Source organism: Chamaesiphon sp. OTE_20_metabat_361 (genome assembly GCF_031364565.1).
In genome coordinates, this window is the sequence record NZ_JANLWO010000236.1 from 1 (window position 1) to 4,403 (window position 4,403).

A 4,403-nucleotide genomic window follows, 5' to 3' on the forward strand; every position below is an offset into this window, starting at 1 on the left:
CGCCCTTCAGGAGCCAAGGGACGCTTCTGGCGCAGCATGTATGTCTCCGCCACGATGGGGCCTTCGATCGAAATCGACATCAGCAGTCTCCGCGACCTGAAAAATGAATAATTAGTAAATAGTTTAATTATTTACATACGAATGGGAGGGGTGAGTTTGAGACTTATCCCTCCTTTTCAATTCATATCGTTTTAGTTGCTGTGAGTATCAACGATCTCCAAGTCCAGTCAGATATCGCATGATAGTGTCGAACTTTCCATTCATTTCCGCTCTCATCTCTCTCACCTCAACCTCCAATCGATCGAATCTTTGATTGACGATACCTTCAAGTGCGTCGATCTCGTCATATACTCGATCGCAGGATTCATTTAAGCTCCGAGCAGGCATCTGGCTTGTCTCCAACCGTTCTACCCTCCAGCTCAAATCCCTAAAGCGGCGGTTGATTTCTCTTTGAGAGTCATTTGGCTCGTTAGCTTGTGTCATATCATTAGGGATGAGTTTGCAGTTTTGGGATGTTTCTATTTTAGTCGATCGAGAAGTAGCACTAACGTCTGTATGTATTCAGCCAAGAGGAGTTAACTTGCAAATCAATAAAATTCATCATGTAGCGATAATTTGCTCTGATTATAAAGAGTCGAAAAAATTTTATGTTGACATCCTCAAGTTTTCAATAATTAACGAGACTTATCGAGATGCAAGAGATTCATATAAGCTAGATTTGAAGGTGTCCGATCGAGATACGATCGAACTATTTTCATTTCCATTTCCACCACCAAGACCGAGTAAACCTGAAGCTTGCGGACTTAGGCATCTAGCTTTTGAAGTGGACAATATTGAAGAAAATGTCGATTATTTAATTTCTCATGGAGTCGCTGTCGAACCAATTAGGATTGATGAGATAACAGGTAAGAAATTTACTTTCTTCAAAGATCCAGATGATTTACCGTTGGAGATGTACGAGTTATAGATTGAATGCTATTTTCAGACCGAACATTCTGTTTGTCACTATCTGTACGACAATCAGAAACTATGCTGACACAACACGTGTTTGAGCTTGAATGTTAGCACTAACATGAATTTCCACATTGCTACCTAGTAGCTATAAATGTAGGGTGGGCATTGCCCACCAATAGAACTATGCTGCCTAACCAATCAAAACTTATAACTAACTTTATCCTTAGTTTCCGTAACCTTACCAGTCGCAAACCAACTATCGAGTAGTTGTTTGATTTCTGGATCGCTTGGATGGTATTTAGTTAAAACTGATTTGAGATATGTGTATAAAGTCGCTCTTTTTTTCGGTCTACTTTTGGGAATAGCAGCGGATAATTTGGCGATCGCAATATCGGACAGGAAATCTTGGGAGTAAGTTAATTCTGGATTGCCGGATAACATCTCTAGATTGTCGATGCGACGACAGGAGATGCCGCGTTTAGCTAAGTGCTGAATTAATGGATCGAAGCCGCGATCGCGTGAGAGAATGACGTACTTACAATTGGGTGATTTGAGACTAATTTGACCGAGATAAAACACCAAATGGAAGTCGAGCGCATTTGCGCCACTACCTTCGACGCCAATCCATTCGACGGCTTCGCCTAAGAGATGCGCTTCCCTGACTAGTTCAAACGGAATTTTGACTTGAGCGCAGCCGACAAAAATAAAGATTTTGAGATTGGGATGTTGGAGATCCGTTAGTCTGACTTGAGTGACATTTTCATAATCAATAAATAGGATCGTTGCTTGCTCTTGTTTCTCGACTGATGAGAGGTTCATGCTAATTTCTTAGTCCGCCTGTGCGAACTCGATCTGCGGCGCGGTTACTTAGCGCTTAATTCTAGTTAACCCAAATTTAGGGAGTTAACTGGCACTTCATCCCATGAATTAACCGTACGGAGCCGTGCGATCCAACCTAGTTGAATTTGTTCGGGGGTGAGATTTTCCTGAAAAGATGCGTGACAGTCTTTGGCTAATGCTTCACTCCGAGAAGCAATGCAGGCATACATCAAACCACCAGGATCTAATTGTTCGTTTACCCAAATTGTTAGCATCGATCTTGATTCCTGCTGTATCGTACTCATCAAATTTTAGTCAATTTAGGATTTAGTCGCAATCTCAGCTAGGGTTGCGGCTGTCATCCGGCAAGTTTTCCAGTCCGGCAATACCGTCGCACCAAGACCTTGATAAAACTCGATCGCAGGTTGATTCCAGTCCAGTACAGACCATTCTAGCCGCCCACAACCGCGATCGTGAGCGATTTTAGCCATAGCAGTCATCAATGCTTTGCCCACACCTTGACGGCGATATTCAGGCTGAACGAAGACATCTTCAAGATGGATACCCGGTTGAGTAAGAAAAGTCGAGTAGGTGGGGAAAAATAAGGCAAACCCGATCGTCAACTCGCCTAATTCGGCTACAATTGCCTCAGCCGCAGGATGTCCGCCAAATAAATGCGATCGCAATAACTCAACATTTCCAGTCACTCGATCGCGAAGTTTCTCATAATCCGCCAAACCTAAAATCAACTCAAAAATCCGATCGACATCCTTTTCTTCCGCAGCTCTAATTATCAGCATTTAATTATTAACTATTAATTATTAACTATTAATTATTCCCCCATCCTTGTTTTTCGATTAACTCGATCGAGAGATCGTTAATTGCCGATAAATCGGGATGACGGGGGAGAATAGAATCATCATAAGCGCGATCGAGTTCGGCGACTAGATTATCGGCAATGGCGGTGACTTGTTCGTAAGTGAAATCGCCACGTAAGATTGCTTTGAGTTCGTCAGCATCGCCTACATCCTGTCGATCGACAAATATTTCACCAGACCTTAAAATCTCCAAGCCGCTGCGTAATAGTCGAATACAGTGCATCGCATGTTTGAGATCGAAACCTGACTGTTGTTCCATCCCCGCGCGGGTGGGATTGCGATTGGTTTGCCAGGATTTGTAAGCATTCCACTCACGCATGGCATTTTGATACTGTTGGCTTTTTTGGAGTAGCTTGATAAAGCCACCGCGACTATTGGTAAGTGTTTGGGTATATTCCAAGACATCATCGGTGAGATGATGTTGTTTTAATAAACCTTTGTAATCGATATCACCATTCAATAATTGATATAACTCTTGAGCTTCGGATAGATATTCAATTTTACCGCGTACTAAGCTATACAAGTATTCCAAGAAGGCATGTAATTCTTCCTTATTTAAGGGTCGCTCTGCTGTGAGACCAAATTTTTCAGGAACTGGCTTTTCTTGAGGTGGATCGAGCAACCATTTTCGATGAGATTCGATTTTTTTGATTTGGGCAAAGGCATAGCCAGAATAAGTATGTTTGACGCGCTTGCTGAGGAACATTTGACGATGCGCGAGCAAATATGCGCCAACTTCGGTTTTGATGGGATATTGTTTGAGCCACAGTAACTCTAGAATGTTGGGGTTGGCTCCAGCTAATAGCTGAACGAATTTTTTTAGTTCGTAAATCACTGTGTCCTTTTCCCCTGTGAGAAAGTCAAAGATCCCAGGCTCGGTATCCCAGCCGCTATCTTTTTGCTCGACTTTATCCAAACCCAAATAGTATTTTTTGCCCGCAATAAACACACCCCGATAGTCAAGATCGGATTCGGGACGGCTCAATCCGTAGCCATGACTACCAGCCAAACCAATTAGAATTATACGTTGTTCGACTTCTAGGCGTTGCATGGGGAATAGAGATTAGAGGGCAGGAGATCGAGGTGGGGACTGCCCACTGGCTAGGTTTCAGATTATTAACCCAAGTTGCTACCAATAACCTCAGCGGTTTCTAACCGCTGCTCTGCAAGGCAGACGCTTCGCGAACGGAGTGCAAAGTCCGCCTACGCGGACTAATAAACTAGTCCGCGTGGGCGGACTTTGCACCATTAGCCGCGACTTCAGTCGCAGGCATTCCACAAGGTAGCAACTTGGGTTATGTACTGGTTCAAGCGCTAGCTGATTGATGTAAAATTAAGCGATTACCGTCGGGGTCGTAGGCGTAGATTTCGCGACCGTGGGAGGCTGTGGTGATGTTTCCTGATGGGGGATAGCCGAGTTGGGCGAGTTTATCGATCGAGTCTTCCAAATTAGCTACCTCCAGACAGAGACTCATCCCGCTGTGACTAGGCTGTCCAAATTCGTCGCGATTGGTGGACTTGGGACAAAAAATTCCTAACTGTAGCCCAGGTATCAGAAACTCGGCATAAACAGCGGGAATATGTGGCTTGGGTGTCGTTCCCAAAAATTGGGTGTAAAAATCTACAACCACATCGAAATTCACACTCGCGATCGTGACTAGCGCACCTGTTACCATAGCTATCATTATGAAAACTCTTTGATTTGCGGCGATCGATCCCAGCACCGATCCCCAGATTCCTCATCTTTTATCC

Annotated in this window: 7 protein-coding genes and 1 pseudogene; 2 read left to right on the forward strand and 6 right to left on the reverse strand. The window is 43.9% G+C overall.

The genetic code is table 11. From position 1 onward, the window contains the following. Window positions 1–111, forward strand: a pseudogene (locus RMO35_RS06975) (50S ribosomal protein L1); the annotation flags it as partial. Window positions 112–207: 96 nt separating this feature from the next. On the opposite strand, the gene RMO35_RS06980 reads toward RMO35_RS06975, so the two are convergent. After that, entirely contained in the window at window positions 208–483 is a 276-nt protein-coding gene (locus RMO35_RS06980) for a hypothetical protein (protein WP_309739599.1), read from the reverse strand. A gap of 97 nt (window positions 484–580) precedes the next feature. Here RMO35_RS06980 and RMO35_RS06985 point away from each other — a divergent pair, with 97 nt between their 5' ends. Then, window positions 581–967, forward strand: coding sequence for a VOC family protein (locus RMO35_RS06985; RefSeq protein WP_396135619.1), 387 nt, complete (start codon window positions 581–583; stop codon window positions 965–967). 185 nt (window positions 968–1,152) lie between these two features. Here the strand turns inward: RMO35_RS06985 and RMO35_RS06990 are convergent, their stop codons facing one another. The 5 genes from RMO35_RS06990 to RMO35_RS07010 form a co-directional block, all read right to left on the reverse strand. After that, window positions 1,153–1,773, reverse strand: a complete 621-nt coding sequence (locus RMO35_RS06990; RefSeq protein WP_309739601.1) for a PIN domain-containing protein — start codon at window positions 1,771–1,773, stop codon at window positions 1,153–1,155. 65 nt (window positions 1,774–1,838) lie between these two features. Continuing rightward, window positions 1,839–2,048 carry a glycogen debranching protein gene (locus RMO35_RS06995; RefSeq protein ID WP_309739603.1) on the reverse strand — a complete coding sequence of 70 codons (210 nt, stop codon included), beginning with the start codon at window positions 2,046–2,048 and terminating at the stop codon, window positions 1,839–1,841. Between the two features lie 45 nt (window positions 2,049–2,093). Further along, window positions 2,094–2,573 (reverse strand): GNAT family N-acetyltransferase, encoded by a 480-nt coding sequence (locus tag RMO35_RS07000; RefSeq protein ID WP_309739605.1) that lies wholly within the window; start codon window positions 2,571–2,573, stop codon window positions 2,094–2,096. A 28-nt stretch (window positions 2,574–2,601) separates the two neighbouring features. Continuing rightward, window positions 2,602–3,702: a DNA polymerase beta superfamily protein gene (locus RMO35_RS07005; protein ID WP_309739609.1), complete on the reverse strand. Its 1,101-nt coding sequence runs from the start codon at window positions 3,700–3,702 to the stop codon at window positions 2,602–2,604. A 256-nt stretch (window positions 3,703–3,958) separates the two neighbouring features. Then, window positions 3,959–4,336 (reverse strand): VOC family protein, encoded by a 378-nt coding sequence (locus RMO35_RS07010; RefSeq protein WP_309739612.1) that lies wholly within the window; start codon window positions 4,334–4,336, stop codon window positions 3,959–3,961. Between the last annotated feature and the right edge of the window lie 67 nt (window positions 4,337–4,403).

Excerpts from the sequence above, each read along its gene's own strand:
- RMO35_RS07000 (WP_309739605.1), bottom strand. The coding sequence starts at position 2,573 with ATGCTGATAATTAGAGCTGCGGAAGAAAAGGATGTCGATCGGATTTTT.
- RMO35_RS07010 (WP_309739612.1), bottom strand. The coding sequence starts at position 4,336 with ATGATAGCTATGGTAACAGGTGCGCTAGTCACGATCGCGAGTGTGAAT.
- RMO35_RS06995 (WP_309739603.1), bottom strand. The coding sequence starts at position 2,048 with ATGCTAACAATTTGGGTAAACGAACAATTAGATCCTGGTGGTTTGATG.
- RMO35_RS07005 (WP_309739609.1), bottom strand. The coding sequence starts at position 3,702 with ATGCAACGCCTAGAAGTCGAACAACGTATAATTCTAATTGGTTTGGCT.
- RMO35_RS06990 (WP_309739601.1), bottom strand. The coding sequence starts at position 1,773 with ATGAACCTCTCATCAGTCGAGAAACAAGAGCAAGCAACGATCCTATTT.
- RMO35_RS06980 (WP_309739599.1), bottom strand. The coding sequence starts at position 483 with ATGACACAAGCTAACGAGCCAAATGACTCTCAAAGAGAAATCAACCGC.